Annotated in this window: 23 protein-coding genes and 1 other RNA gene; 9 read left to right on the forward strand and 15 right to left on the reverse strand. The window is 37.6% G+C overall.

The window, feature by feature from the left end:
* Positions 1 to 29: 29 nt before the first annotated feature.
* Positions 30 to 1,553 (forward strand): PorP/SprF family type IX secretion system membrane protein, encoded by a 1,524-nt coding sequence (locus FVB32_RS12880; RefSeq protein WP_147744203.1) that lies wholly within the window; start codon positions 30 to 32, stop codon positions 1,551 to 1,553.
* A gap of 11 nt (positions 1,554 to 1,564) precedes the next feature.
* Here the strand turns inward: FVB32_RS12880 and FVB32_RS12885 are convergent, their stop codons facing one another.
* On the reverse strand, positions 1,565 to 2,161 hold the full coding sequence (locus tag FVB32_RS12885) for a TetR/AcrR family transcriptional regulator (protein WP_147744204.1): 597 nt from the start codon (positions 2,159 to 2,161) through the stop codon (positions 1,565 to 1,567).
* A gap of 120 nt (positions 2,162 to 2,281) precedes the next feature.
* Positions 2,282 to 4,882: an ATP-dependent chaperone ClpB gene (clpB, locus tag FVB32_RS12890; RefSeq protein ID WP_147744205.1), complete on the reverse strand. Its 2,601-nt coding sequence runs from the start codon at positions 4,880 to 4,882 to the stop codon at positions 2,282 to 2,284.
* Positions 4,883 to 5,026: 144 nt separating this feature from the next.
* Between clpB and ytxJ the strand changes: the two genes are divergently transcribed.
* On the forward strand, positions 5,027 to 5,416 hold the full coding sequence (gene ytxJ / locus FVB32_RS12895) for a bacillithiol system redox-active protein YtxJ (protein ID WP_147744206.1): 390 nt from the start codon (positions 5,027 to 5,029) through the stop codon (positions 5,414 to 5,416).
* Between the two features lie 89 nt (positions 5,417 to 5,505).
* Here the strand turns inward: ytxJ and FVB32_RS12900 are convergent, their stop codons facing one another.
* Complete coding sequence (locus FVB32_RS12900; protein WP_147744207.1) at positions 5,506 to 6,711, reverse strand: hypothetical protein; 1,206 nt, start codon at positions 6,709 to 6,711, stop codon at positions 5,506 to 5,508.
* A 251-nt stretch (positions 6,712 to 6,962) separates the two neighbouring features.
* Here FVB32_RS12900 and glyA point away from each other — a divergent pair, with 251 nt between their 5' ends.
* Positions 6,963 to 8,240: a serine hydroxymethyltransferase gene (gene glyA, locus FVB32_RS12905; RefSeq protein WP_147744208.1), complete on the forward strand. Its 1,278-nt coding sequence runs from the start codon at positions 6,963 to 6,965 to the stop codon at positions 8,238 to 8,240.
* Between the two features lie 44 nt (positions 8,241 to 8,284).
* Here glyA and FVB32_RS12910 read toward each other — a convergent pair whose 3' ends face one another.
* The 9 genes from FVB32_RS12910 to FVB32_RS12940 all read right to left on the reverse strand — a co-directional run bounded on the left by FVB32_RS12910 (position 8,285) and on the right by FVB32_RS12940 (position 16,434).
* Entirely contained in the window at positions 8,285 to 8,941 is a 657-nt protein-coding gene (locus FVB32_RS12910; protein WP_147744209.1) for a hypothetical protein, read from the reverse strand.
* Positions 8,942 to 9,117: 176 nt separating this feature from the next.
* Positions 9,118 to 9,786 carry a response regulator gene (locus FVB32_RS12915; RefSeq protein ID WP_147744210.1) on the reverse strand — a complete coding sequence of 223 codons (669 nt, stop codon included), beginning with the start codon at positions 9,784 to 9,786 and terminating at the stop codon, positions 9,118 to 9,120.
* A 23-nt stretch (positions 9,787 to 9,809) separates the two neighbouring features.
* A complete protein-coding gene (locus tag FVB32_RS12920) occupies positions 9,810 to 11,906 on the reverse strand; it encodes a tetratricopeptide repeat-containing sensor histidine kinase (protein ID WP_147744211.1) in 2,097 nt (698 codons plus the stop codon).
* Between the two features lie 107 nt (positions 11,907 to 12,013).
* Positions 12,014 to 12,184, reverse strand: coding sequence for a hypothetical protein (locus FVB32_RS17765; RefSeq protein ID WP_187269570.1), 171 nt, complete (start codon positions 12,182 to 12,184; stop codon positions 12,014 to 12,016).
* A gap of 67 nt (positions 12,185 to 12,251) precedes the next feature.
* A complete protein-coding gene (locus tag FVB32_RS17770; protein WP_187269571.1) occupies positions 12,252 to 12,413 on the reverse strand; it encodes a hypothetical protein in 162 nt (53 codons plus the stop codon).
* A gap of 138 nt (positions 12,414 to 12,551) precedes the next feature.
* Positions 12,552 to 13,289, reverse strand: coding sequence for a LytR/AlgR family response regulator transcription factor (locus FVB32_RS12925; RefSeq protein ID WP_147744212.1), 738 nt, complete (start codon positions 13,287 to 13,289; stop codon positions 12,552 to 12,554).
* Between the two features lie 129 nt (positions 13,290 to 13,418).
* Positions 13,419 to 14,972 carry a hypothetical protein gene (locus FVB32_RS12930; protein ID WP_246139886.1) on the reverse strand — a complete coding sequence of 518 codons (1,554 nt, stop codon included), beginning with the start codon at positions 14,970 to 14,972 and terminating at the stop codon, positions 13,419 to 13,421.
* A complete protein-coding gene (locus FVB32_RS12935) occupies positions 14,969 to 15,364 on the reverse strand; it encodes an acyl-CoA thioesterase (RefSeq protein ID WP_147744213.1) in 396 nt (131 codons plus the stop codon). Before FVB32_RS12935 ends, FVB32_RS12930 begins: the two co-directional genes overlap by 4 nt.
* The gene (locus tag FVB32_RS12940) at positions 15,364 to 16,434 is read right to left on the reverse strand and encodes a glutaminyl-peptide cyclotransferase (RefSeq protein ID WP_317132211.1); all 1,071 of its coding nucleotides are present in this window, start codon (positions 16,432 to 16,434) and stop codon (positions 15,364 to 15,366) included. Before FVB32_RS12940 ends, FVB32_RS12935 begins: the two co-directional genes overlap by 1 nt.
* Positions 16,435 to 16,510: 76 nt before the next feature.
* Between FVB32_RS12940 and ffs the strand changes: the two genes are divergently transcribed.
* From ffs to fsa, 4 genes are all read left to right on the forward strand, one after another.
* An RNA gene (ffs, locus tag FVB32_RS12945) (signal recognition particle sRNA small type) lies at positions 16,511 to 16,609 on the forward strand.
* A 58-nt stretch (positions 16,610 to 16,667) separates the two neighbouring features.
* Positions 16,668 to 17,477 (forward strand): SDR family oxidoreductase, encoded by an 810-nt coding sequence (locus tag FVB32_RS12950; RefSeq protein WP_147744214.1) that lies wholly within the window; start codon positions 16,668 to 16,670, stop codon positions 17,475 to 17,477.
* Positions 17,478 to 17,510: 33 nt separating this feature from the next.
* A complete protein-coding gene (locus tag FVB32_RS12955) occupies positions 17,511 to 17,927 on the forward strand; it encodes a hypothetical protein (protein WP_147744215.1) in 417 nt (138 codons plus the stop codon).
* Between the two features lie 97 nt (positions 17,928 to 18,024).
* On the forward strand, positions 18,025 to 18,681 hold the full coding sequence (gene fsa, locus FVB32_RS12960; RefSeq protein WP_147744216.1) for a fructose-6-phosphate aldolase: 657 nt from the start codon (positions 18,025 to 18,027) through the stop codon (positions 18,679 to 18,681).
* 60 nt (positions 18,682 to 18,741) lie between these two features.
* Here the strand turns inward: fsa and FVB32_RS12965 are convergent, their stop codons facing one another.
* Positions 18,742 to 20,127, reverse strand: coding sequence for a TlpA family protein disulfide reductase (locus tag FVB32_RS12965; protein ID WP_147744217.1), 1,386 nt, complete (start codon positions 20,125 to 20,127; stop codon positions 18,742 to 18,744).
* 170 nt (positions 20,128 to 20,297) lie between these two features.
* Here FVB32_RS12965 and FVB32_RS12970 point away from each other — a divergent pair, with 170 nt between their 5' ends.
* Positions 20,298 to 21,929, forward strand: coding sequence for an ABC-F family ATP-binding cassette domain-containing protein (locus FVB32_RS12970; RefSeq protein WP_147744218.1), 1,632 nt, complete (start codon positions 20,298 to 20,300; stop codon positions 21,927 to 21,929).
* A gap of 8 nt (positions 21,930 to 21,937) precedes the next feature.
* On the opposite strand, the gene FVB32_RS12975 is transcribed toward FVB32_RS12970, so the two are convergent.
* Positions 21,938 to 22,657: a hypothetical protein gene (locus tag FVB32_RS12975; RefSeq protein ID WP_147744219.1), complete on the reverse strand. Its 720-nt coding sequence runs from the start codon at positions 22,655 to 22,657 to the stop codon at positions 21,938 to 21,940.
* 224 nt (positions 22,658 to 22,881) lie between these two features.
* Between FVB32_RS12975 and FVB32_RS12980 the strand changes: the two genes are divergently transcribed.
* Positions 22,882 to 23,421 carry a fasciclin domain-containing protein gene (locus tag FVB32_RS12980; RefSeq protein WP_147744220.1) on the forward strand — a complete coding sequence of 180 codons (540 nt, stop codon included), beginning with the start codon at positions 22,882 to 22,884 and terminating at the stop codon, positions 23,419 to 23,421.
* On the opposite strand, the gene pheT is transcribed toward FVB32_RS12980, so the two are convergent.
* A complete protein-coding gene (pheT, locus tag FVB32_RS12985) occupies positions 23,422 to 25,842 on the reverse strand; it encodes a phenylalanine--tRNA ligase subunit beta (RefSeq protein ID WP_147744221.1) in 2,421 nt (806 codons plus the stop codon).
* Positions 25,843 to 25,858: the final 16 nt, after the last annotated feature.

Raw genomic sequence — 25,858 nt, forward strand, 5'->3', positions numbered from 1 at the left:
AAATGTAACGTTTAATTTTCATTTCTTGTATGCTTAGACTTTTGATATATTTTTCGTTTGTTTTTACAACAAGCGTGATATGGACGCAGGAACGTACTATTCCAGCAGACTTTAGGCAGCATACTTTAACACAATTTAATGCCAATTTACTCAATGCCACCCACGGTTTAGATTGGAATAATCCGAACTCTTTTTCCATCTGGACCCGTTGGCAGTGGCAGACCATCGATGGTGACCCAACAACACTATTTGCTAATTATTCACACAAAATAAATCAAAAATCAGCTATTGGAATTGGCTTTTTACAGCATAATACGGGAGTTTATTTAAATACTGGAGGAAATATTAATTATGTATATGCCATTCCCCTGGAGGACAATATAAAATTGATTTTTGGAGCTAATGTTTTTGGGTTTCAGGAAATACTGGCGGATGATCGTTTTGTTCCTGATCCAGATATTGATTTACCGGAATTGGAAAGTACAAATGCTTTTATTGTTCAGTTTTCTCCAAGTGCTCGGCTGCAAGTGAATCACTTTAGTTTAGGAATAACCGTGGAGAACGCATTGGACTTTAATTTGTCGGGTAATGATGGAGCCAGCACAGCGGATAGACGAGTTTTTACAGGAACATTGAGTAACGATTTTTTAATAGGTCCTTTTTTGGGTGATGCCGATAGTTTTTTGAGACCAGTGGTTTATGTTAGATCTATTCCTGATCAAGACACTCAGTTTGGGATCAATGGTTTGTTTTCAACCTCCAAATTTTGGGTACAAGGGGGGTACAACAGTTTTTATGGAGTTTCTGGTGGATTGGGAGCAACGATTTCCAAACAACTTTCTATTGGGGGTTTAATTGAATTTGGGATTGATGATATTTTGCAAGACGAAAAGTCTACTCTTGAATTGATTGCTTCCTACCATTTTGGAAAAATGGATAGCAGAAAAAAAGTAGTTGGGTTCGATGTTGAAAGAGATGACGGCTTGGCACTTGAAAGAATTAATGAAGAGATGGAAAAACAAAGACAAAAAGAAATAGCAGCACAAAAAGAACTAGACGAGAGAGAATCCCAAGAAAAAGCAATAGTTGAAGCCCTTCGTTTAGAAGAAAACAAAAAGGCAGAGGAAGAAAAGCAAAAAGCATTGATTATTGAGCAACAACGAAAAAAAGATTCCATTACCCAAGCAAAAATAAAAGCTCTAAAGCAGGAGAAAGCACAAAAGAAATTAGATAGTATTGCAAAGCTTCGTGAACAGAAAGTTGAAGTAAAAGCTAATGAAAAGTATGAAGAAGTGGCTAGTGCAGCAGGGTTGGAACCTGGATTTTATCTAATAGCCAATGTATTTGGGACCAAAAGATATTTTGAGAGTTTTATGCTCACCTTGAAGAAAAAAGGATTGAATCCAAAATCATTTTATAGGAGCCAAAACAAGTTCAATTATGTGTATCTGGAAAGATACGATACAATGTCTGAAGCTCGAAAGGCAAGGGACAGTAAGCTTTTTGGAAACTATCCAGATAAAACTTGGATTTTTAGGGTGAGGGGAAAATAGGAGGGTAGGTGTTAGCTCTTTATCTCTTTCTGTATTAGGTGTTCCAAATAGGCAATGGTATTCACCAGGTATTTTCTATCTCTGGTCATTGTGGACATTGCAATTGCTCCTTGAAGCATAGTGAAGAGCTGCTTGGCAAATTGCAAAGGCGGTACTGGCAAATGGATTTCACCTTGTTTAATACCATCTTCTAAAACAAGGGCTATTTTGCCTTCAATCTCTTTTATGGTTTCTTTTACAGCAGCGGCCAATAACTTGTTATTGCTTTGTGCATCTATCCCTACATTAAGAATGGGACAACCGCCAAAGGGCAGTGTAAATACATCGTATTGGCGATAAAAACGTATTAGTGAGAACAATTTGTCCAATGCACCACCTTCAATATCCAATTTTTCATCAATGACGGATAGCAAATGGCTTCTGTTATATTCAAAAGCTGATAAAGCAAGTGCTTCCTTGTTCTCAAAGTTTCCGTAGATGGCTCCCTTAGTCAGTCCGGTAGCCTCTGTAAGGTCGCTCATACTGGTTCCCACATAGCCAAACTTATTAAAAATAGGAGCGACGGTCTCGATAATGTAAGCGGTAGTTCGTTCTGCTTTTTTGGTCATAGTGGTTAGCGTTGGCAATGGGTATTGCTAATATATAAAAAACATATACTGTATGGTATTTTTAAAAAGAAAAGCCCTCACTTTTAACAAAATGAGGGCTTTAACTGCCTTATTCTCTGCTTATTTTACCAACTCATTTTGATTTCTAAAGACCAGTTCATCATCAAATGAATCTAAAAGCACAATGCTCTCTGCTTTAATCTTTCCTGCCAAAAGCTCTTTGGATAGATTGTTCAACACCTCTTTTTGGATAAGCCTTTTTACTGGCCGGGCTCCAAACTGTGGATCATACCCTTTTGCTGCCAAGTAATCAATTGCTTCTTCGGTGGCATCCAAAGTAATGTGTTGCTTTGAAACCAATTTTTTCAGCTGGTCTAATTGCAATCCCACAATCTCCTTAATGTTTTGTTTGCTTAAAGGTGTAAACATGATAATATCATCTATACGGTTGAGAAACTCAGGGCGAATGGTTTTACGCAATAGTCCCATAACCTCGATTCTGGCTGCATGGGCGGCGTTGTCCAAATCTGTAGCTTCTTCAAATTTCTCTTGAATGATTTGACTTCCCATATTGCTGGTCATGATGATAATGGAATTCTTAAAATCGGCAACGCGTCCTTTGTTATCGGTCAACCTTCCTTCATCCAAAACCTGTAGCAAAATATTGAAAGTATCTGGGTGTGCTTTTTCAATTTCATCCAGAAGTACTACGGAATAGGGTTTTCTGCGGACTGCTTCAGTCAGCTGTCCACCTTCATCATAGCCTACATATCCAGGAGGTGCTCCTACCAATCTGCTCACAGAGTGTCTTTCCTGGTATTCACTCATATCTATTCTTGTAATAGCATTTTCATCATCAAATAAATAAGCGGCAAGGGTTTTGGCCAATTCCGTTTTTCCAACTCCTGTATTTCCTAAGAACAAGAAAGAACCTATTGGTTTTTTAGCATCTTGTAGCCCAGCCCTACTTCTCCGTATGGCATCTGAAACGGCTACTATGGCTTCTTCTTGGCCCACAACGCGCTTATGTAACACATCTTCCAACTGAAGCAATTTTTCGCGCTCGCTTTGCATCATTTTGGTCACTGGAATACCGGTCCATTTGGCTACAACTTCCGCAATATCTTCATTGGTCACCTCTTCTTTGATCAACGTTCCAGCACTTTGTTGATTAGCTAATTCATCCTGTAATTGCTGTAACCGTTCTTGGGATTCCTTGATTTTACCATAACGCAGCTCTGCTACCTTGCCATAATCCCCATTTCGCTCTGCACGTTCTGCCTCCAGTTTAAAGTTTTCAATATCCTGTTTTGTTTTCTGAATATTGTCTACAACAGTTTTCTCACTTTCCCATTTGGCAAAGATTTCATTTCGCTCTTCTTTGAGATTGGCAAGTTCTAGGTTTAAACTTTGAAGTTTTGCCTTATCATTTTCACGCTTGATGGCCTCAATTTCAATTTCAAGCTGCATAATTTTTCGGTCAAGGACATCTAGCTCTTCAGGTTTGGAATTTATTTCCATTCGTAGTTTAGAAGCCGCCTCATCCATAAGGTCAATGGCCTTGTCTGGTAAGAACCTGTTGGTAATATAGCGCTGTGAAAGCTCCACGGCAGAAATTACTGCTTCGTCTTTGATTCGTACTTTATGGTGCGCTTCATACTTTTCTTTAATCCCTCTTAAAATGGAGATAGCACTTTCAGTATCTGGCTCATCAATAATCACCCTTTGAAACCTTCGTTCTAAAGCTTTGTCCTTTTCAAAATACTTTTGATATTCATCTAAGGTAGTGGCTCCGATTGCTCGTAATTCTCCTCGTGCCAAAGCGGGCTTAAGAATGTTTGCAGCATCCATGGCTCCTTGACCGCCACCAGCACCCACAAGTGTGTGAATCTCATCAATAAAGAGAACAATATCCCCATCTGAAGTGACCACCTCTTTGATGACTGCTTTTAACCGTTCTTCAAATTCTCCTTTAAATTTAGCTCCAGCAATCAAGGCTCCCATGTCCAATGAGTAAATAATTTTATTCTTTAGGTTTTCTGGAATATCCCCTTGAACAATTCTATGTGCCAACCCTTCCGCTATTGCTGTTTTACCCACTCCTGGTTCGCCTACCAACATGGGGTTGTTCTTTGTTCTTCTAGAAAGGATTTGTAAAACACGTCTAATTTCTTCGTCTCTACCGATTACGGGGTCTAGCTTTCCGCTATCAGCAAGTTGATTAAGGTTTTTAGCGTATTTATCCAAAGAATTGTAAGTGTCCTCTGCACTTTGGGAAGTTACTTTTCCGCCTTTGCGCAATTCTTGAATTGCTGCATTTAAGTCTTTCTCATTTACACCTTGGTCCTTTAATATCTGAGCTATTTTACTCTTGGACTTAAAAATGGCGAGCAGCAGATGTTCTATGGAAACAAACTCATCTCCTTGCTTTTTTGCAATGATGTTTGCTTCATTAAGTGATTTTCCTGCTTCCCTGGAAAGCATAATATCCCCGCCAGATACTTTAGAGAAACTTTCTAGTTCCTTATCCAGAATTTGGTTGAGAAAAGCCGTATTGACATTCAGTTTTTTTAGAATAAAGGGCAACACATTCTCATCAACCTCAGCAATTGCTTTAAAAAGATGCTCATTTTCTATTTGCTGATGTCCGAGCTCTTGAGCAAGTTGTTGGGCTCGCTGTACTGCTTCTTGTGATTTTATAGTGAAATTATTAAAATTCATTTCAATTGTTTTATTTCCTTTGGTTCAAGAACCTTACCATAGGAAAGATACGGTCAAAATGTCGCTTAAACCCTTAAATAGCAGGACATTTCGTCAGATTGTAAGCTTTTTGTTCTTGCTCGACATATCTATTAAATTTACAGCATGGGAATATTCGATAGTGTATTTGGAAAGAAAGAAAATCCTCAAAAAGAAGAAAAGCAGATTCCATGGATTCCGTTGACATCTATTGAGCAGTTAGATGAAATTGTAGAGAAATCAAAAACGAGAACTCAGCTCATTTTTAAACATTCCACAACATGCGGAATTAGCAGAATGGTATTGAATATGTTTACTGGGTCGTATACTTTAGGAGATGAGCACGATGTTTATTTTTTGGATCTTCATGCCCATAGGGATGTTTCTAATGAGGTGGGCTATAAGTTCCAGGTAATGCATCAATCCCCACAACTTTTAATCATTAAAAAAGGAGAAGTAACGTATCATACTTCACATGGCGCTATTGCAGACGCTGATTTGGCGCAGCATGTTTAAGGAAAGATATGGTTGATTCGAGCGCAGTCGAGAACTCCTTCAATGAATTAGTCCAGGGCTGCTCAACTCCGCTCGTTTCAACCTAAAAATTAATCGTTATACTGATTTCTGGCTATAAACTGATTTTGGGTAAGGATTGATTTCAACCTTGCCTTTAAATCTTCACCAGCATCATATACCATTTGTTCATTGCTAGGAAATGGCACTGACCTAATATCCAACAAAGAAATCAAATCTGTATCCAAAGCTCTTTTATCTCCTTTATAATTTGCGTACACATGTTCAAAAACAAATTCACTGGATAGGGGGTAGGAGTTAATTTCCTGACCGTTGGATAAGTCGGTGAAACTTACTTTGGCTCCAATTTGAGCAGCTTTAAATTGCGTGAACTCATAAAAGTTACACTGTACAGTTCTGAACTTATCTACTTTAATTTGATTACCCAAGCTGTCTTTTACTGCATTCCCTTGCTCATCCAATAAGTACTCGTACCCGTCCTTAATTTGTCTTTCTTTTACGATTTGCTTTTCGTTTATACGCTCTGGAGAAATATTTATCTCCCTAAAGTTTACATTCAATGCATAATCGTACTTGACGTTGGACAATGGGTTTGCGTGATACTCAGTCCAAAAATCATTAATACCAAAGGCGTTAAAATCCAACAACTCATCTTCTAAGCGCTCCGGAATGATTTGCTCTGTCTCATTTCCTATTTCAACTTTCACATATTCAAGGCCTTTTGTATATGCCTGGTCCATTTTGGAAACAGTTTCCTTGTAACCAGGATTGATATCTTGCAGATACTTAAGTTCGTTATATGCAGATCTGTAGTCTACTTTTTCACGGGCAGATGCCAACAAACTTGAAGCATTGTTATACAAATAGTTGGACAACTCATTTTTGGTTGCCAAAATGTTTGAATCGTAATTGGCGAATCCAAAAGAAGCATTTCTGCCCTCATCTCTAATAAACAATGGCAAAAGCGGTCTAATACGCTGTTGAAGTCCCTTTAGCTTCAAATATTTATTATAAATGGCTTCTAGATTGGCTGGGTTTCCATCTTTCTGTAAAAAGACAATTTCCTCTTCTTCTCGTTGCGCATTCTTTTCAAAAGCATCCTCAAGCATTAATATATAAGCTTGATTCCCTTTTTTTGTTTTGTTTTCGGACAAGTTTTTAATTGCTTTGTTCATAGCGGTAACATAGTTGCCACTGTTTAAAGCTACTTGGGTTTTCTTGACTCCTCCACAGGCGACGAGTAACACCATTGTACTAATGAGTAATATTTTTTTCATGGTTTTCTGATTTTATCGGTTTTGATGTAGTTTTCAACAGCCGTGCCAAAAACCTACTTTTTAATAACGAAAAAGGGCAAGGGGTAGTATAATATCGATGAAATGCACAAAAAGGGCATCTTTTTTATGGAGTTTAAACATAGTCAGGCTATTGTTAATTGTCGTTTGATAAAATCAATTTCTACAACAATTTTTATCAATTTAATTCCCTTTTCTATTCGTAATTTTAGCACTTCTTAATTTTAACATAGATGCAAAGAGACCACCAGATTTTTGAGCTTATAGAAAGTGAAAAGGAAAGACAGATTGAAGGAATAGAACTTATCGCCTCAGAGAATTTTACAAGTCCTCAAGTAATGGAGGCTGCGGGTTCTGTTCTCACCAATAAGTATGCTGAGGGATATCCGGGAAAGCGGTATTACGGAGGATGCGAGGTAGTTGATGAAGTAGAGCAGTTGGCCATAGACCGTGCAAAGGAGCTGTTTGGGGCCGTTTATGCCAATGTACAACCACATTCTGGTTCTCAAGCAAACGCCGCGGTATACCATGCATGTTTACAACCTGGCGACACTATTCTGGGCTTCGACTTATCGCATGGGGGGCATCTTACCCACGGTTCACCGGTAAATTTCTCTGGCAAATTGTATAACCCCGTGTTTTATGGGGTGGATGAAGAAACCGGAACATTGAATTATGATAAGATCCAAGAGATTGCAAATAAGGAAAAACCAAAACTGATTATTGCGGGTGCATCTGCCTATTCCCGTGATATGGATTTTAAACGGTTTAGGGAAATAGCGGATAGCGTTAACGCTATTTTATTGGCTGACATTTCCCATCCTGCTGGACTCATTGCCAAAGGCATTATGAACGACCCAATCCCACATTGCCATATTGTTACTACGACTACGCACAAAACCCTGCGCGGACCTAGGGGGGGGCTTATATTGATGGGAGAGAATTTCGAAAACCCATTTGGTATTCGTTTAAAGAACGGAAACCTTCGTAAAATGTCAGGCTTATTGGATTTGGCCGTATTCCCTGGTAATCAAGGAGGGCCATTAGAGCACATTATTGCTGCTAAGGCTATTGCATTTGGCGAAGCACTTTCAGATGATTTCCTTCACTATATGCTTCAAGTAAAAAAGAATGCAGATGCCATGGCAAAAGCATTCATGAAAAGAGATTACAAGGTGATTTCTGGAGGAACGGACAATCATATGATGTTGATCGACCTTAGAAATAAGAACATCACTGGGAAAGATGCAGAAAAAGCATTGGAACTAGCTGCTATTACGGCAAATAAAAATATGGTGCCTTTTGATGACCAGTCTCCATTTATTACATCAGGGATACGCTTTGGCACCCCTGCCATTACCACTCGTGGTCTTAAGGAAGCTGATATGGAAACTATTGTAGCGTATATCGATGAGGTTATTATGAATCCAGAAAGTGAAGAACATATTACTCAAATAAGACAAAAGGTCAATGACTTAATGAAGTCACGACCTTTGTTTAACGCTAAATAGCTAACGGTAGGGTGTTCTTAGGTTAAGCCTAAGGTGTAAATGTTTTAATCCAGAAGGAAAAAGTCTTCTTTACATAATTTTTTGTTTTCCAAGGCGTATATCAATACATCGTATTGTAAATCATCCTCAAAATACAATCCCCAATAGTCAAAGTATTTTTTTTGATTGTCTAGTGGGCCAAAAACGTTTTGTGTATTGTCTTCAAAAACTGGAACAAAAATCTCGTAAGGCATTTCTGTTAGTCCTTTGGTAAAATATACAAAGTGTTCACTTGTTTTGAAGATGATTTCTCCCAATTGTTCTGGAATACTGTAATCATAGATTCTAGATACAATGACGGAGGTGTCTTTAAAATGAAGGGAAAGCTCAGCAATATCTATACTATTTTTATTTTGCTTTCTTAATTTTTGAAAAGCCTCATCAAAAGTAGCTGGTTCTTTTACATCGTTCTCATCTATGGTAAACCCTCCCCAATTTCCAGTATTGAAATGATGCAGACTTTCGGTGAGTCCAAAATTGCAATAAATATTTAAAATTAGGTCTGTTTTCTTCTTCCCTGTATGATAACGACATTGGACCGTAATGTTTGCGAAAAACTCTTTTTCAAGAATTTTTACAAACTCATCTAGCCCATTTGCTGTGACAAAAGTTCTTGTACCATTTAGGGGGAAATTCGGATTCGCTTTTTTGTCGATTGGCATATTCAGCATTTTTCATAGTTGTTCTCTATCAAAGTTAAAACGAATCTTTTTTTCGGGATTGAAGGAAAACCTTAAAAATTCTGGGGGTTTTCTAGTATTCGAGCACTTTTTTTACCCCAAATGCTAAAAAAACAACATGAGCACACCAAGATGTGATTTTATGCAGCATTAAAAAATCAAATAAAACCTCTGTTCTTTGCAGCAAGAATTAAAGCCAAATCGTTCTCATTTTCGGTGCCGAAAAGAGATTTTAAATGCCGCTTTCTATTTTCAATTGAAGAAGGAGATAGCCTAATAAAGTTTTCTAGGTCTTTGTTTTTTGTGCCTATGGATAAATGGTACAATATCTGTTTGTCCTTTTCATCCAAACTAATATCGTTGGTCATTTTCTTTCTAATGGCAGAAAGCGCTTTTGAAGAATAATATGGTGGATTTAAAGTTATTGTCTTGACAGCTTCTTCAAGCGTTTTGGGATCTATATCCGTTTTTATAAGATACCCATCTGGGTCCACAGATTTAAGAATACTGTTTATTCTGTAGTTATCACTAAAAGAAGACATAAAAACAATCTTGGTATCTGGCACTAGCTTTCTTGCCAAGACCCCTAAATCTTCACCTGTGTGCGGTTGATCTTCATTTGGAGGGAACAACTGTACATCTAAAAACAAAATATCGTATTGAAAAGAGTGTACTGACTCTTCTATCATTTTTCTGCCAAGCTCATAGGTATTAGCCGTATCGACAATAATACTATACCCTTCAAAGACTATGCGTTCTAGAATAAACTTATAGCCGAGCATGGTCATTTCATGATCATCAATTGCTAATATTCTAAGTGTCTTCATACCGATACTTTTAATTTGTAAACTTAGACATTCAAGATGTGTCTTCGTTCCATGACATCCTTTTGGTTGTCCACTTTTATATAACTATACGGAAGGCGCACCATAATGGTTGTTCCTTCTCCTTTTTTACTGTTAATGGCCAGGGTGCCATTTATTTTTTTCACTCTGGAGGTAACGTTTCGTAATCCAATGCCTCTTTTCCCTTTGCCAATATCAAAACCAACCCCATCATCGGAGATGGTTAATTGCAATTGATTCCCTTCTGGTCTAAAATCGACGGTCACCTGTTTACATTGCGCATGTTTCACGCAGTTTTGGAGCGACTCTTGAACAATTCTATAAGCGTTTATTTTAATATCGCCTTCCAAATCGTCCCACTCCACACTATTGTCATATGTAAAAGAACAATCAATTCCAGAGGACCTGTTTATACCATAAATCAGCTCTTCCAGAGATACAATAAAGTTATAAAATTTTTGATAAGAAGCATCACTAAGCTCATGCGAAAGGGTTCTTATTTCTTCCTCTAGTTCGCGAAGTTTTTCTATGAGCTCCGCGCGGTGTGCAATGGATGCTTCGTCCTCTTTATCATTTAATCCACTGAGAATTAGTCTAATACCTAGCATTTCTCCTAAAATACCATCGTGCAGTTCTTCCGAAATGCGTTTTTTCTCCAGTTGCTTGCCTTCTTCAAATTTGCCTTGCTGGGAAAGCATAAGATTATAGATTTCTTGGTTGCTCTCTTGCTGTTTTTGTTGAAATTTAAGCCTGTTATTGCTGATACGTTGCGAGATAATGGTAAACAAGGCTATACCTGCCAAAACAACACCAAGAGCTATAGCAATCCATATCTGTTTTTGGCGGGAGAGCAGTTCATTTTCTTGAATAACCTCATCGGTTTCTAAACGGATACGGGCAAATTTGTCTCTTTTGGCACGCTCTTCTTCTTTGATTTTTTCGCTAAGCTCATAATATTCATTTGAATAGGCCACCGCTTGATTACCGTCCAAAATTGTCAATAATCGTAAGACTTCTAAGTGTTGGTCTGTATTAGAAGTTTCTCTTGAAAGTTTGAGTGATTCTTTAGCATTTTCTTTAGCTTTTATTGAGTCACCTTGAAAGGCTAAAAACTCTGCATAATAATGTTTCGCTCGGGCTTGATCTTCTGAAAAACCAATACTATTATTTAAGCTAATCGCTTGATTAATTAGTTTATTAGCGGTTTCAACATCATTTTTCCCCTTAAAAATAGAGTATGCCATGCTGGTCATACTTCTAGCAAATAAAACCGGATTTTCGACTTTTAAACTTGACTCTTCAAGTAATTCAGAATATGCTTTTTCTGATTTCTGATATTCTTTGTTTTCCAAGAATACATAAGCGATGTTATTTTTGTTTTGCCATTCTAACCCATTCTTATTAGATGAATTGTGTTTCTTAATATATAAGCCAGCTCGTTGGTAGTATTCCAATGATTTTTCATGATTATTCATGCTATTTGTAATCACACCCAGCAAATTATAGCAATTATAAATACGCATATTATCTTCTAGATTCTCGAATATACGCAAGGCTTCAGTTGCACTTATCTCAGCACCTAGATAATCTTTGAAATATTCTTGAATGTCACCCATTCCATAGAGAATTCTTCCTCTTAAGGATTGGGATATGGAATCTTTGGGCAGTAGCAGGAAGTTTTTATACGCTTTTTGATAGTGATAAAAGGCACTATCCATAACTCCATAGGATTTAAAAAAAGAGGCCATATCCCAGTGCGATTCCCCTTGGGCTTTGTGGAGTTTTTCTTTTTTTGCCAGTTGTAATACTTTTTGGTTCATTTTCCTGAACCCTAGTGAGTCTTGAAGCTTTTTATAGGCCAATGAAATTCGGGAAAGATGGTCTAGACTTATCGTGTCATCGGATATTGAAATTGCTTTTTCCGACGCTCTTTTTAAGTATGCTTTTCTGGTACTTGTTGGCAGATGGGCACTGTCTCTGGCTGCATTAATCCATTCATTTATAACATCTGAACTTGGAGAATTGAGTGCCTTCACCTCTTTGGATTGTTTCCCACAGGAGGTTAAAAGTAGAAGAATAAGTATTAAATAGTTGTTTTTCAAATTAATGTGTTAAAAAGTACTCGGTAATTTGTTTTCTTTTACTACAAGGTAAAAAAAAAGCCCTAATCCGCATCGGAAAAAGGGCTATTCAACAAAATCCTTAATATTTATAATTCTCGGTCGTCATCCAATATTGATTTCAAACCAAAAAAGGCTTTTTTATTGAGATCGATACTTGCATCTTTTTCTTTCAATCCAGATTTAGCTGATTCAATGACCACTATATTTTCTGAAGTGGAAGAAGTTCTTTCATCAAAGTTGTCGCTACAAAATGACATGCAAGAGCAAATAAAAATGTAAATAATACTACGAGTAAATGTTTTCATAACATTGGTGGACTAATGATTATTGTCGATCATCATCACTCTTATCGCTACCGGTATTTGCATCTTGATCTTCTAACTGTGCCATTAGTGCTTCTGTTTCATTTACATCTGTTTCAGCTTCGCATGAGAACATTCCAAGGGTCATTACTGCTACTGCTAAAATACTCAACGTCTTTTTCATAATATTAGGGTTTTAGGTTAGAAAAATGGTTTATACAGCCAAGATATCTAGAGCCTAAGAGTAGAGCCCTAATGGTATGAATGTTTTAGTAAATGGTGCAGTTGTATTAGAATTTTAAGGGAATCTGTAAGAATTAACCTAATTAAGAGGTCCAACCGCCGTTTTGGAGAGCATTTCCTTTAAGGCATCTATTTTTACCTTATAGGTTTTAGAAAAGGGAAGTTCTTGTTCATAATCATTACGCAACGTACATATAGATTTGCCATAGTTGATACGTGATACATACCTACTGTTTAAAATATAGCTTTGATGTATGCGGATAAAGCTTTTTGGAAGCCTTTGCTCAAAAGATTTTAAGGTCTTAAAGGCACTTATTACGTTGCCATCGCGCATAAAGAAGTCGGTGGTATTGTTGTCAGACTTTAAATACAGAATGTCTATGGTATTCAAGTAACGGTAATCGTTATATGATTTTAAACAAATAGTGGACGGCATATGCTGTTTAGGATGCCTTACCCTTAAGCGCAAAATAGTCTTTCTGATATCAAACTCATTATGGGGGAGGATCCAATAATCGAAAAAACCACTTTTTATGGCATTGTATGCGTACTTTTTGGAGGTGGAAAAACCTATAATAAGTGGGAGGGCCTCCATGAACTGATTAAGTTCCGAAACCATATGAAAATACTCCATGCCCTCTCCTTCAGATAAATTGATGAAAACCACATCTGGAGTAAATTTTAAAATAGCATTTAAACCATCTGCAGCATCATGGGCAACCCCTACACAAGAGAAATCTGGATACTCCTGCAAATAAAGTTGCAGTTGCAGCTTAGAAGAAGCATCAGAGTCAATTATAGTATAGGTATATTCCATCTGTAATGTACTGGGTGCAAGTTACTAACGCCTAAAACAACCTCGTTGCAGTTTTCCCTTAAAAAAACTATGGATTTTCCTCAAAAACGCCTTTTTTTTGTTAAAAAAGACCACTTTCCAATTGTAAAACTAGTTTTCCGTAACATTTTCGTATGCTCCAGTATCCGGATTTGGTAACCTGCTCTCTCCTAAAATATCCATAGTAATCGGAGGAACTATATTGGGGTCTGCAAGATCAATTGCAGCGGAATTATCGCTTATACTAAATTGATTTTGGAACGGCCTTGCAAAACTTGGATCATCATTAAAAATAGAGTTGAGGTATATACTGGAATCATCAAAATTATAGAGAGGATTATCTTGGAATTGACTATTTGGGTCGTTGAACCGGATAAGACAATTTTGAAAGTAGCTATTGAAGGCAGCACTTGGATTTTGCACGAAGGAAAGTTCTACCGATTGACTACCATAAATAATACAGTTTATAAAGTTTGCAGCTTGCAAGTCTTGAGTACTAATTCCTTCGGTTGGGGATTCCTTAAAGTTGTTCAGGGAAAGTGCGGTGCCATTCCGTAAACCATTGTTCCAATAATTAGCAAGGGTACAATGGGTAAAATTGTATGTTCCTCCAAAGCTACCATAGAAAGAATGACCCCCAGCATTGCCCAAAACCACATTTTCTGCCATTATATTGGCTCCAATACTCCAGAGGTTATCGTTTTGGCTGTTATAAATCTGTGTTTTGCTTAGAATCAAGTGAGGCGAGGCTGAAAGTCCATCTCCATCCACACGAAGTCCTACCGTTCCATTTTTAATAGTAAGGTAATTGATATTGGCACTGCTTCCTTGCCTCAACCAAATAGTGCCCCATTGCCCTGGTTCTTGGGCATAGGTGGGTTCTAAACGGTCGCCTTCAAAAATCACTTCGTTTTCCAAAAGCTCTCGGTTTTCGCTTAAAAGGCCATTAACAACTAATGCTCCTCCTTGTTCCACTAAAATTCCTGAATCATTATGAAAATGTACTCGTGTACCAGCCTCCATAGTCAGGGTAGTGTTCTCCGGTACGGCGGCATAACCATATATGACGTAAGGCTTTTCGCTTGTGAACAGCAATTCATCTGCTTCTAAAAAGAAACCCTCTACTCGAATTTCGTTTCCATCTGGATCTAAACCCAGCACAAGAGTTTCTTTGGTTCCATTGGATAATGTTCTGGGATATAAAAAGATGGCGTCCTTCACCAAAGTGACCAGCGGCACTTCTTGGGTGTTAACCCCACTTCCAAATAAGAGTGCATCGGTGTATAAAAACTCATTTTCTGTAGTTGGTGTAATATCAAAAGTGGTTTCGATAAAAACATACAAGCTGTCTTTGGCCAAAAGCGGAACATCATTAAATTCCTTGCCTGCAAGACCATCTACATTTAACCTGTAACTGCTGTTCTGTCCATTTTGCAAACCAACAAATGGAATTAACACGTCATCATTACTGTTGTTATATACCTTTAAGGTATAGGTGCTACTTCCAATGTTTGTAAAGATGGTATCTAAAAAAACGGTGTCTTTAGAAAATTGAAGGTTGCCAGAACTTGGCGCATAATCAAAATCTTTTCGGCATGAGCTCCAGAATATGGTAAGCGTTAGCCCAAAAACAATCAAGATTACTTTTATATACCAGCGGTTCACGTTTTGTTAAATAGATTTTGGATGGATTCGGGTACTCGTTTGGGCCTAAATGTTTTTGCATCCAATAGGCACCACTCTGTAGAGGCTTTAACTAAAAGTTGACCTGTTTTATTGTTTTTAATCTCCACAACTCTAATAGATAAAGGCCCATTTGTGTCCTTTATATAGGTAAAAACTTCAATAGTATCGCCCAATAGGGCGGATTTTGCATAGGTAATATTATGGTTTTTAACCACCCAAATATTTTCTGACCGTATGGACTCCGTAGTAGCTTTAAACCAATGCTTTTTAGAGATTTCTTGAATCCATTCTACATACCTAATATTGTTTACATGGTTGAGATCATCTAGGTCTTGGGGTTCTACTTTAAAGACTTCCTTATATTCTTGCATTAGCTTTTTTTACGGATTTTAACCTCAAAAAGCTTGTCCCAATTTTTACCTGTCACAAAAAACGTCCCTCTTTCTTTATGATAGGCAACACCATTCAATACAGAATTGCCTTCATCCCATTGCGGCCCCTTGTTCACTTTGTTTTTTAGTCCGCCAAAATTAATGACTCCCTCTATAGCTCCAGAAACAGCATCAATGATCATCATGCTTTCTTTTTGATACACATTGGCGTATAGTTTTCCGTCTACATATTCCAGTTCGTTGGCCATATTAAAAATGGATTTGTGGGTAACCGTTTCAATATGACCTTGTTCTTCCAATGTTGAAGGGTCCAAAAACCAGATTTTTTCTGTTCCATCACTTTTAAAAAGCTTTTCTCCATCATTGCATAAACCCCAACCTTCCCTACTTTCTCCGTAACTAAAGTTTTTAATTTTTTCAAAATTGGAGGGATTGTACACATACCCTATACCGCTTTGCCATGTTAATAGGTATAGTTGATCGTTAAGAAGTGTAAGTCCTTCACCAAAAACCGATTTATCCAAGTCTATCTTTTGAAGAATCTCACCAGTCTCAAAATTCACTTTTCTAAGCGTAGAAGCTCCTCTTTTTCCAGTGCTTTCAAAAAGCACCCCATTATTAAATTCCAATCCTTGCGTATAGGCAGTGGGGTCATGCGGGTAAGTGTTGATAATTTCATAGGTGTAGACTTCTGGCGCACGAGCAGCCAAAAGGCGAATCTTTTTCTGAATCTCTACGGATTTTTCTTCAAGACTTATCCTAGCCACTAGAATCTTGTTTCCCAATGTTTTTTGATTGAAGGTAAGCTTACCATTGGTTATTGGCAATTCTTGGCCATCTATAAAATAGTGCACCTGACCAATTTCAATCTCTTTTTTATTTTTAATGGCAACGCCAACCTGCTGGTTTTGCTGAAACTTATTTTTGTTTCCCTCTAACTGAATACTAAAGAGTTTGGATGGATCTGCATCTCCTCCACAGCCTAAGAAAAAAAGTAAGAATCCGAAAATAGAAAGTAGCTTGGCCATAGTTTTTACAACTTGTTTCATTTTTTATACACTTGGTCATCGAAATTAAGAATGAAATAGGATTGCGGCAAATTTTAAAAGGTCGTATATTTGCATTTGGCAAGTCCTACACGACCAGCTCCTGCAAAATCCCCCAGGGTGGGAACACAGCAAGGGTATGTGGTCGTAGCGGTGCGATGTAGGTAGCTTGCCTTTTTTTGTTCCCTAAAGTCACGTAATTGTGAATGCTTCAACTACAATTTTAAACCGTAATGATGGATAAAAAAGTTGTTTTGATAACTGGTGGTTCCTCAGGCTTGGGAAAGGCCATCGGAACTTATTTGACCTCCAAGAATTTTAAGGTTTATGGCACTGCCAGAAATCCCAAGAACTACCAAGATTTTGATGCTTTTGAATTATTGCCTCTGGATGTAAAGGTTCCAGAGACTATTACCAAAGCAGTTGCAGATATCATCTCAAGAGAAGGAAAACTGGATATCTTGATTAATAATGCAGGTGTTGGAATCACAGGTCCAATTGAAGAAACGCCCCATGAAGAAATCTTAAATGTTTTTGATATCAATTTCCATGGCCCCATACATGTGATGAAGGCCGTTTTGCCTCAAATGAGAGAACAGGGTGGGGGAAAGGTCATCAATATAACATCCATTGCCGGTTATATGGGTTTGCCATTTAGAGGGTATTATTCAGCGTCGAAGGGAGCATTGGGCATCATTACTGAAGCATTACGGATGGAGGTAAAAGATTTTGGTATTTCCATTACCAATCTTGCTCCTGGGGATTTTGCAACCAATATAGCGGCAGGTAGATATCACGCTCCGGTTATGGATGGTTCACCATACGAAGCGGTATATCAAAAATCCTTGGATTTAATGAACGAGCATGTGGATGCTGGTGGTGACCCCATTCAAGTTGCCAAGAAGGTATATGCCATTATTCAAAAACAAAATCCAAAGATTCATAACCCTGTAGGTGAGTTTATGCAGAAGTTTTCGCTGTTTTTGAAGAAGATATTACCAGACAAAATCTATGAGCGACTTTTGCTCAATCATTATAAGCTGTAAAGCGATGGCATGTTTTTTGATAATTAGAAAAACATGATACAACTGAAAAGACTTACCGGAATTTGTTCACTCTCCCTACTATTACTTTTTGGAGGGTGCGACGAAATTTTTGAATGCATTTTTAACATCAACCCAGAAATTCACAACAAGCAATTACTTATTGGTTTCGTTGGTGAAAGGTATTCAGATATTGTTACCGCGGAGATTAGCAATGAGGTCAATGACAATGATTATGATTATTTCTTTGATGTTATTGGGGAACTTCCGCCGGGTATTTTTTATGATTTTAATAGAAGATCAGTAGAATTTTTTGGTACTCCTGAGGAAACGGGCACGTATAGGTTTACAGTGGAATTGTTTGTTGAAGGTTATGATTATGACGGGTATGATAGAAGCCCAACATGTTCAGAATCTACAGTAAGGGAGTTCACTATTCAAGTGGTGGAATAAACAGGCTTCATATATTTTTATCAAATACTAAGGACAAGCCTGCTATTGTTGTAAATTCGCAACTAATTCCATATTCACTTAAAACAACTCAATACGAATGAAATTTTTTATTGATACAGCCAACCTTGATCAGATTTCCGAAGCACAACAGTTAGGAGTTTTAGACGGTGTAACTACAAACCCCTCTTTAATGGCTAAAGAAGGTATTACCGGAAAAGAGAATATTTTAAAACATTATGTAGCTATCTGCAATATTGTGGATGGTGATGTTTCTGCAGAGGTAGTATCCACGGATTTTGCCAATATGGTCAAAGAAGGGGAAGAGCTTGCTAAGCTTCATGAGCAAATAGTAGTTAAGGTCCCAATGATCAAAGATGGGGTAAAAGCCTTAAAATATTTTTCAGACAAAGGAATACGAACCAATTGTACGTTAGTGTTCTCTCCAGGACAGGCATTGTTGGCTGCCAAAGCGGGAGCTACCTACGTTTCTCCTTTTTTGGGAAGATTGGACGATATCTCAACAGATGGACTTAATCTTATTGCAGAGATTCGCCTTATCTATGATAATTATGGATTTGAAACTCAGATTCTAGCTGCATCTATACGCCATACTATGCATGTTATTGACTGTGCAAAAATTGGGGCGGATGTGATGACAGGGCCATTATCATCAATAGACGGTTTGTTAAAGCACCCGCTTACTGATATTGGATTGGAAAAATTCTTGTCAGATTACCGTAAAGGCAATAGTTAAGGAAAAGAAACTTAAAAAGGTGTAAAATGCCCTTAGAACCTTGTTCTTGGGGCTTTTTTATTAGAAAGAAGTATATAGGTTAGCGAAGGCGTCGACAATTAAAGTGTCCTTGGCAATCACACATTTGTTTAAACCATCAATAATCATAGCGGTTTGGATTTCCTTAAAATCTTCTCCATGAAATTGCTTGCTTTTTTCCAACCCGTGCTCTTCTACCATGCTAATCCATTGCGGATAGGATGTTCTAACGTTGATGCCCACAAAATTATAGTCTGGATACTTTTTTTGCAGTTTAGCGACATGACGGGTAACATTTCTAAAATGCCTTTTCTGTGAAGCCGTCCAAAAATAAAATACCGTTTTTTTCTGCTTGCTTAATTCCTGTAACGAAATTTTGTTTTTGTCCACATCGGTAAGGATTAAATGTGGTAGTGCATTATTAGGCTGCAAGTTTTGAATGCCTTGGTATAAATGGGTGATTTCTTCCTTATGTTTTTCGTTGGAAGAAAGCATTCGGAACTTATCAATGAAAATCTGACACTCCATATTGGTAGAGTTGCGTTCCTTCAATAGATAGTCCATGGCAATATTTCTAAACAGAATATCCCTAAGCTCTGTTTCTTCAACCAAACTATCTACAAGCGTTAGTTTGTGCTTGTTGAAGTGTAAATGACTGCTAACAGGTTTTTCTTCCCCTCCACAATTTTTCATACATGCCATATAAGAAAGATTGCCAAAGTGGTATTTCATAAAATCAAAATAGGGTCTAAAGTAGGTAAGGTCCCTATTATTTAGATCAATGGCTTTTCTATAATCATAGAAACCGCCGTTTAGATTATGCATGGTTTCTTCGCCAGTCTTCTTTTTATGATAAAAAGGGTACTTTTCTTTGTGTATGTAGTTATTGTAATCAATAGAGGCTTTGGCCATCACTAAAGCCCTGTCAGATAGCTGGTTATCTATGGCAAGTTCTTCAAGGTGTTCAAGCTTTAGCAAACGTAAAGAATCAATCTTTTTGTTGAAGGAATCGGGATCCAAGTTATAATAGCTGTATACCAAAGGTTCTTCCTTTTCATCTGCAAGGAACATTTCTATTAAGAAATTATTTATTTCGCTCCCTTTGCCAGAAAAGACCAAAGATTCATCGAACTCCATGGTGTTCAGGCGAATTAGGATACTATCCCCTTCCTGTAGATAGAGATATTGTAGTTCGGGACTATGGTCAAAATGATAAAGGCCTTCCTCAATACCTTGTAAATTAAATGAAAAGCGATTGCCCTCGTCTAACTTTACAGAGTCTACATATGTATCATTTTTATACAGTACAACATACTCACTCGTAGGGTTAACTATCTCCCCGCCAAAAAATACGGAAGGACACTCTCTGGATTTTTCGGAGCATGCCAAAATGGAAAGAAAAGAGAGGCCGAGTAAAAGTCTTATCATAAAACAGGATCAATCTTGTTTGACCAACAAAATTACGGATACCAGAAAACCCTTCTTGTTAAGGGCTAGTTAAATGTTGTAAAACATTGTATTTGTGTAGTTTAATAAAGTGCTTTTAAATTGGAAATAAGAGGTGGTTTTAGCTATTTTTGCAAAAAATATATCATTGCATGTTATCAGTATCTAATTTATCAGTGCAGTTTGGAAAAAGAGTCTTGTTTGATGAGGTAAATGTGACCTTTACCCATGGGAATTGCTATGGGATAATTGGCGCCAATGGTGCCGGAAAGTCTACCTTTTTAAAGATATTGGCGGGGCAAATAGATGCTACCTCGGGGCATGTCCATTTAGAGCCTGGAAAAAGGATGTCCATTCTAGAACAAAACCATAATGCGTATGATGATGTTCCCGTATTGGAGTCGGTGGTAATGGGCAATAAACCCCTTTTTAAAATTAAGAAAGAGATAGATGCACTCTATGCAGATTATACGGATGAGAATGCAGAGAAAATAGGGGAGTTGCAAGTGCAATTTGAAGAAATGAACGGATGGAACGCAGATAGCGATGCTGCTGCGCTGTTGTCCAACTTGGGTATAGCGGAAGAGCTACACTATACCAATATGGCCGATTTGGACTCTAAATTGAAGGTTAGGGTGCTTTTGGCCCAAGCCTTGTTTGGTAACCCAGATGTGCTGATCATGGATGAGCCTACAAACGATTTGGATTACGAAACCATAAACTGGCTAGAGAACTTTTTGGCCAACTATGATAATACGGTAATCGTAGTTTCTCACGACAGACACTTCTTAGATGCCGTGTGTACTAGCATTGCGGATATCGATTTTGGAAAAATAAATTTGTTTTCTGGAAACTATACATTTTGGTACCAGAGTAGCCAATTGGCTGCAAGACAAAGAGCACAGCAAAACAAAAAATCAGAAGAAAAAGCCAAGGAACTTCAAGAGTTTATTCAACGCTTTAGTGCCAACGTTGCAAAAAGCAAGCAGGCAACATCCCGTAAAAAAATGCTGGATAAGCTTAAAATTGAAGATATCAAACCTTCTAGCAGAAGGTATCCCGCGATTATATTTGAAAGAGAACGTGAGGCCGGAGACCAAATATTGAATGTCGAAAAGCTTTCCGCGACTTCAGATGATGGAGATTTGTTGTTTCAAGATGTGAATATCAACTTGGCAAAAGGGGACAAGGTGGCCATAATCTCCAAAGATTCAAGAGCAACCACCGCTTTCTATGATATTATAAACGGAAAAGTGCCTGCAGGTAGTGGAGATTATAAATGGGGAGTAACTACAATCCAATCTTATTTGCCAGCAGATAACGCTTCGTATTTTGAAGACCCTATTAGTTTGGTGGATTGGTTACGCCAATGGACCAAGACGGAGGAGGAAAGAGAAGAGGTGTACATTAGAGGGTTTTTGGGTAAAATGTTGTTTAGTGGAGAAGAAGCCCTTAAGAAATGTACGGTGCTTTCTGGAGGAGAAAAAGTGCGTTGTATGTTGAGTAGAATGATGCTCTTACGTGCCAATGTGTTGCTGTTGGATGAGCCTACCAATCACTTGGATTTGGAAAGTATAACGGCTTTCAACAATTCACTGAAGAATTTTAAGGGTACCGTTTTGCTAACGACCCATGATCATGAATTTGTTCATACCGTGGCCAACAGAATTATAGAATTGACTCCTAAAGGATGCATAGATCGCTATTTAACTTTTGATGACTATATGTCTGATAAATCAATCAAGGAACAGCGAAAGAAAATGTACGCTATGGCAGCGGTATAACACTTTAGCTACGCATTAAAATACTTACTGTTCCAAATAGCTGGATTAAAGTTTTTTCCCAGAGCAAATCCATAAAAAATTACAATGGAGGCGATAGCCTTGAACATAAAGAAGAAAATAATCCAAAATTCTGCTGTGGAGTTATTTTTTGAAAACAACCCATTGGGTACCATAAGCGAAACCAAATAGCTTATCAGTACGACTAAAAAGGTTAGATTGATTATATTTTTAAATGGCCACGCCAGCATTTTACGAAATGGATGGAGGTCATTCCCCCATTTATGGATCAGGTAGAAATAATTATTTCCAATGGGAGCAAAGAGGAGTGGGTCATCCCTGTCTTCCAATTTAAAAAGTTTGGATGGCGCCATAACTTTATACCCTTTGATGTCAATATCATGATCAGCTTCTAGGGTCTTAATTTTGGTAATGGCCTGCTCAGGAATTTTCCCTTTAAAATAACTGCTGTCCAGAAATCGAAGTCGGTAATTAATACAGATTTCCTTTATTTGATCTAGATGATAAATGTATTCCGTTTCTAAAAGGTCAAAATTGAAATTATTGACAACTATTTTGTTTTTAGAATGGAGCTCCGTATTAATTTTAGCTTCTTGTGTAAAGTTGCTAGCTAAAATGTGCTGTACTTCTTCTAAAAGTTGATGTTCTTTAGCACTCTTTTTTCTTTGTAGATACAGCTTATGCTCAATGTCTGTATTTTTGAATATCATGTTCACTTTTCTTAGCAATTCCCTCAAAGTTAACGAATTGTAATACTGTTTTAGAATTGAGTGAAAAATCAATATGTTAACATTATGTTAAATTGATTTCTGAGTTTTCAAAAAACTGCTCCGTTTTCATAAAAAGATGTAACTTATCGAAGATTTTGGTATTTGAACGTCTAACTATATTTTTCAGACGTATATTTGAAGCAGTCCCAAAGATTAGAACAACTATGAAAGCCCCCATTAAAAGAATCCTACTTGGTCTATGTTTTGCCTATACGTTATCGATTTCTGCCCAAGAAATCAGCGAGTCAGCTACTAAGTCCATTACCCAGAATACTATTGAATCTGATAAACATAAGATGCTTCTGGCAGCTGTAAAAGCTACCCAAATGGAAGATATCTTAGATAAATCGGGACCCTTTACAATTTTTGCACCTTCTGATGCTGCCTTTGCAAAATTCTCCAATGAAAAAATGGAGCAATTAATCAATTCCAATGACAAAAGCGAATTGAAGTCTTTGCTTACCTATCATATGGTTGCAGGGAACCTATCGGCTTCACATATTTTAAGAGCTATGTGCAAAGGAAATGGAAAAGCTAGTTTTACAACCATTCAGGGAAAGAAACTAATTGCCCATATGGATGGTTATGATATTGTCTTAACGGATCCTGTTGGGAATACTGCAAGAATTACTGCTGCGGACGTAAATCAAAAAAATGGTGTCATTCACGAGATTGATAGCGTGATTGTACCAAGCCAAATGTAGTTAACGCAATTCAGCTCCCAATTCTTTTTGATAACGAGCCAATAACTTGGACATTATTTTGTCAATCTGTTTATCGGTCAAGGTTTTCTTCTCATCCAATAAAGTAAAACTAACGGCATAGGATTTTTTCCCTTCCGGCAAATTTTTGCCTTTATAAACATCAAACAAGTTCACCTTTTTAAGAAGATTTTTTTCGGTATTCCATGCCAAATTGTATACCTGCTGAAATGAAACGGCTTCATCCAATTGTAAAGCAAAATCACGAGTTACTTCTGGGAACTTAGGAATTTCTTTAAACTGTTTATTTTGCTTGCTTAAGGAACTAAGGATTAAATCCCAATCAAAATCAGCATAAAACACTTCTTGTTTAATATCGAATTCCTTTAATATAGCCCTGTTCACTAAGCCATAAGTTCCTAATCCAGAGCCATTTAGATTGCATTGCAAGCCTTCCGCATAAATGTCATCCGAATAGGGTTCTATGGATACATCCCTTAAACCTAATCTATCTAAAATGGTTTCCACACTTCCTTTTAAGAAGAAAAAATCGGTTTTCTTAGCAGATAGGGCCCAGTTATTTTTAGAACGATTCCCAGAGACAAAAAGCGCTAAATGTTGACACTCGTTATTCTTTTTTCCAGACTTATGATAGGTCTTTCCAAATTCAAACAGCTTTAAATCTGTTTTCTGTCTGTTATTGTTATAACTAACCGTTTGCAATCCAGAAAACAGCATTGAAGTCCTTAATACTGATAAATCAGCACTTAAGGGATTCAACATATCGACAGTTTTTTTCTTTGTCTCTACAACATTTTGAGTTCCTGCTGCAACCAAACTATTGGTCATAATTTCATAGAAACCCTGAGCTGCCAACATGTTTCCAACAATATCCTGAATCCGATAACTTTCAAACCTGGAAGTCTTGGCAATGGAAGCGGTAAGCTTTTCTTTGTAGTCAATGTTGTTATAACCAAAAACCCTTAGAATTTCTTCAATAACATCTACTTCGCGTTCCACATCTACTCTATACGTGGGAATGGTGAGCCCAAGACCGGATTCGGTAACATTGTTCACCTTTATTTCCAGCGAGGCCAATATAGACTTTATGGTATCCCGTGGAATTTCCTGTCCAATCAAGGAGTTGATTTTATCAAAAGTCAAGAAAACTTGACGTTCTTGTGCTTTTTTAGGGTAAAGGTCAACCACCTCTGAACTAATATCCCCACCTGCAATTTCACGAATCAATAGTGCAGCCCTTTTCAGCGCATACTCCGTCATATTAATATCGATTCCTCTTTCAAACCTAAAGGAAGCATCGGTATTTAAACCATGTCTTTTTGCTGTTTTTCTAATCGATACAGAATCAAAATAGGCACTTTCCAAGAATATGGAAGAGGTATGTTCGGTTACACCAGAATGTATTCCTCCGAAAACCCCTGCGATACACATGGGTTTCTCCGCATCACAAATCATTAAATCATCTTCGTGAAGCTCACGCTCCACATCATCCAAAGTTGTGAACTTTGTTCCCTTGGGCAAAGTCTTTACCTCAATTTTCCCTCCTTTTATTTTAAAGGCATCAAAAGCATGTAAAGGTTGGCCCAACTCGTGAAGAACATAATTGGTCACATCAACCACATTATTAATAGGAGATAAACCAATAGCTTTAAGTCTGTTTTTTAGCCAATGAGGAGATTCTTGAACAATAATATTACTGATGGTTACACCACAGTATCTAGGTGCCAATTGGCTATCCTCAACCTCAACATCGATTTTAAGCGATCTATTATCGATGGAAAAATTACTGGTGGAAGGAGTTACCAATTCCTTGGAGATTTCCAATTGTTCCAGTCCAGCCTTTAAATCACGAGCCACACCAAAATGGCTCATAGCATCCGCACGATTGGGAGTAAGTCCTATTTCGAATACTTCGTCATTTTCAATTTCAAAAACTTGTGCACAAGGTGTGCCTGGTTCCAGTATTTCACTCAGGACCATAATACCATCATGGCTTTCTCCTAAGCCAAGTTCATCTTCAGCGCAAATCATGCCCTGACTTTCTTCACCTCTAATTTTCCCTTTTTTTATCTTCCAAGCTTCACCTTCCTTGGTGTATAGGGTAGTGCCAATTGTAGCAACAGGCACCTTTTGACCAGCTGCCACGTTGGGAGCTCCGCAAACAATTTGTAAAGGAGCATCTTCACCCACATCAACAGTGGTAAGTCTAAGTCGGTCTGCATTCGGATGCTTATCGCAAGTAAGTACGTGGCCTACCACAACACCTTGTAATCCTCCTTTAACCGATTCAAAGCTAGAAATGCCCTCAACCTCCAAACCTAGGTCGGTCAACACTTCTCCTGTTTTTTGCGAATCCCAGTCAATTTGCAAAAATTGCTTTAACCAGTTGTAAGAAATCTTCATACCCCAATTTTAAAGT

Origin of the sequence: Flagellimonas hymeniacidonis (assembly GCF_008040165.1) — a bacterium.
GTDB lineage: Bacteria > Bacteroidota > Bacteroidia > Flavobacteriales > Flavobacteriaceae > Flagellimonas > Flagellimonas hymeniacidonis.

What these genes read in the sequence shown, in the direction of transcription:
- FVB32_RS12880 (WP_147744203.1), top strand. Translation starts at nt 30, where the DNA reads ATGCTTAGACTTTTGATATATTTTTCGTTTGTTTTTACAACAAGCGTG.
- FVB32_RS12885 (WP_147744204.1), bottom strand. Translation starts at nt 2,161, where the DNA reads ATGACCAAAAAAGCAGAACGAACTACCGCTTACATTATCGAGACCGTC.
- clpB (WP_147744205.1), bottom strand. Translation starts at nt 4,882, where the DNA reads ATGAATTTTAATAATTTCACTATAAAATCACAAGAAGCAGTACAGCGA.
- ytxJ (WP_147744206.1), top strand. Translation starts at nt 5,027, where the DNA reads ATGGGAATATTCGATAGTGTATTTGGAAAGAAAGAAAATCCTCAAAAA.
- FVB32_RS12900 (WP_147744207.1), bottom strand. Translation starts at nt 6,711, where the DNA reads ATGAAAAAAATATTACTCATTAGTACAATGGTGTTACTCGTCGCCTGT.
- glyA (WP_147744208.1), top strand. Translation starts at nt 6,963, where the DNA reads ATGCAAAGAGACCACCAGATTTTTGAGCTTATAGAAAGTGAAAAGGAA.
- FVB32_RS12910 (WP_147744209.1), bottom strand. Translation starts at nt 8,941, where the DNA reads ATGCCAATCGACAAAAAAGCGAATCCGAATTTCCCCCTAAATGGTACA.
- FVB32_RS12915 (WP_147744210.1), bottom strand. Translation starts at nt 9,786, where the DNA reads ATGAAGACACTTAGAATATTAGCAATTGATGATCATGAAATGACCATG.
- FVB32_RS17765 (WP_187269570.1), bottom strand. Translation starts at nt 12,184, where the DNA reads ATGTCATTTTGTAGCGACAACTTTGATGAAAGAACTTCTTCCACTTCA.
- FVB32_RS17770 (WP_187269571.1), bottom strand. Translation starts at nt 12,413, where the DNA reads ATGAAAAAGACGTTGAGTATTTTAGCAGTAGCAGTAATGACCCTTGGA.
- FVB32_RS12925 (WP_147744212.1), bottom strand. Translation starts at nt 13,289, where the DNA reads ATGGAATATACCTATACTATAATTGACTCTGATGCTTCTTCTAAGCTG.
- FVB32_RS12935 (WP_147744213.1), bottom strand. Translation starts at nt 15,364, where the DNA reads ATGCAAGAATATAAGGAAGTCTTTAAAGTAGAACCCCAAGACCTAGAT.
- FVB32_RS12940 (WP_317132211.1), bottom strand. Translation starts at nt 16,434, where the DNA reads ATGAAACAAGTTGTAAAAACTATGGCCAAGCTACTTTCTATTTTCGGA.
- FVB32_RS12950 (WP_147744214.1), top strand. Translation starts at nt 16,668, where the DNA reads ATGGATAAAAAAGTTGTTTTGATAACTGGTGGTTCCTCAGGCTTGGGA.
- FVB32_RS12955 (WP_147744215.1), top strand. Translation starts at nt 17,511, where the DNA reads ATGATACAACTGAAAAGACTTACCGGAATTTGTTCACTCTCCCTACTA.
- fsa (WP_147744216.1), top strand. Translation starts at nt 18,025, where the DNA reads ATGAAATTTTTTATTGATACAGCCAACCTTGATCAGATTTCCGAAGCA.
- FVB32_RS12965 (WP_147744217.1), bottom strand. Translation starts at nt 20,127, where the DNA reads ATGATAAGACTTTTACTCGGCCTCTCTTTTCTTTCCATTTTGGCATGC.
- FVB32_RS12970 (WP_147744218.1), top strand. Translation starts at nt 20,298, where the DNA reads ATGTTATCAGTATCTAATTTATCAGTGCAGTTTGGAAAAAGAGTCTTG.
- FVB32_RS12975 (WP_147744219.1), bottom strand. Translation starts at nt 22,657, where the DNA reads ATGATATTCAAAAATACAGACATTGAGCATAAGCTGTATCTACAAAGA.
- FVB32_RS12980 (WP_147744220.1), top strand. Translation starts at nt 22,882, where the DNA reads ATGAAAGCCCCCATTAAAAGAATCCTACTTGGTCTATGTTTTGCCTAT.
- pheT (WP_147744221.1), bottom strand. Translation starts at nt 25,842, where the DNA reads ATGAAGATTTCTTACAACTGGTTAAAGCAATTTTTGCAAATTGACTGG.